Source organism: Thermogladius sp., from assembly GCF_049970955.1.
Classification (GTDB): Archaea; Thermoproteota; Thermoprotei_A; order Sulfolobales; family Desulfurococcaceae; genus Thermogladius.
Window position 1 is genome coordinate 1,243 of the sequence record NZ_JBMFLY010000105.1, and the last position, 1,184, is coordinate 2,426.

The following is a 1,184-nucleotide window of genomic DNA, read 5'->3' on the forward strand; positions in this document are numbered from 1 at the left end:
GACCCCCGACAAGCGCGTGATGATCGCTCACGCCGGCCTCCAGAAGGAGCTCGTCCTCGTCGACCCCCAGGGCACCCTCTCCTACAAGGTCGACGTACTGCAGCTGCTCCAGGAAGGGGGCCTCCTCATCCCCTTAGCTGAGTAGCCCCCTGTAATAGGCGTGCCCGGCCGCTGGTCGAGGTCGCACCCCTCGATGCTCCTCTGGCATGGCACCCTCGGCTCAAGGGGTTTTTCACTTTCGGGAAACAACTAGTAACTATTATAACATCGTGCGGGGGTTCTGAGCATGGGAGGATGAGGGCTGTAGGGGACGTGGAGCTAGCGGGGAAGATTGCGGAGTGGGCCCGAGGGCTGGAGGAGCTCTCACACAGCCTCCTAACCAAGGTCAACGAGCTGCTGCGGAGCCTGGGCGCCCCCGAGCTTGGGAGCCTGGTTCTCTCTATAGACTGCCGCTACGAGGACGGCGAGCAGGGCGCTGAGAGGGTTCAGGGCCTGTACGACCCCTCCTCGAGGAAGATCCGGCTGTACCTCTGTAATGAAAACTACGATCTGAAGACCCTGATCCACGAGCTCGTACACCACCTCCAGTTCAGTGGCCATGGAGGGGTCACTTACAGGCGCGAAGACATTGAGCGCTTCGCCGAGATGCTGCCTTATCGTCACAGGCCCCACGAGCTCGAGGCAAGGGGGAGGGCGCAGGCTGTGGCTGAGTTGTTGAAGCAGAAGCGTTCAGGCACTCTGCAGGGTGCTACCGAGGCGGCCCAACCCTTCGCTGACCGGATAGAAAGCCTATGGGAACTGGAAGCCCTGCTCACGAAGGCTAACGCGTATGCCCACCTCTTCAAGGGAGCCGTTAAGGAAGGCACTGAAGCCTCTGTTAAACTCTATTTGGCGGCAGAAGCGCTACTCGGAGACGAGAAGGAGGTCGAGGTCTGGGCACGCCTCGATAAGGAGCTTGAGATTTTCTCCGAGCACATTCACCTCTACCTGCACTTCGGTGTGGAGCTCCCACGGGATATCGAGAGAGCTTTAAGGCTCATCAAGGTAACGAGAGCTCGCCTTAAAAAGGGTGGCTACAGGGAGCCGCCTTCCTTGGTCTTTAACCGAGAGGATCTGCTGAGAGCCCTGCGAAGTGAAGGTTTGAAGCAAGAAGGAGTCACGGATACCAGGGGGAAGGAGCTACC

1 protein-coding gene is annotated in these 1,184 nt (G+C 59.4%); it reads left to right on the forward strand.

Going from position 1 to position 1,184, the window contains the following annotated elements:
- Positions 1 to 294 precede the first annotated feature (294 nt).
- Positions 295 to 1,184: hypothetical protein (locus ACP5VX_RS07045; RefSeq protein ID WP_428725170.1), on the forward strand; the 890-nt coding region annotated here is incomplete at its 3' end.